The 306-nt window shown below is 53.6% G+C and carries 1 protein-coding gene; it reads right to left on the reverse strand.

Features of this window, described 5'->3' with window-relative positions:
* A partial coding sequence (locus Q4563_RS18545; protein WP_303605558.1) for a hypothetical protein occupies positions 1-306 on the reverse strand: 306 nt, incomplete at both ends.

The raw sequence follows: 306 nt of genomic DNA on the forward strand, positions 1-306 counted from the left end.
GGCAAATCCAGACCTTGGGCGTTCCGGCGAATCAGGTCGAACACCTCTTCCATCTCATCGTAGCGGTCTTCGGTCAGGTACTGATAACCCTGATTCAGTAACTCGGTTGTTGGCGGTGGGCCTGGTTGACCGGCATCGTCGAGGCCACGAGGCTTGTTGATGGTGCGGAAAACATGAAATTCCACTTCCAGCCCGGCAATAAATTCATAACCCTGATCATTCAGTTGTTGCTGGGCTTTTTTCAGCATGGCACGGGTCGACAGTTCAACTGGCGTACCGTCGGTCTGATACAGGTCGGCCAGTATC

It is taken from the genome of Gilvimarinus sp. 1_MG-2023 (assembly GCF_030548285.1).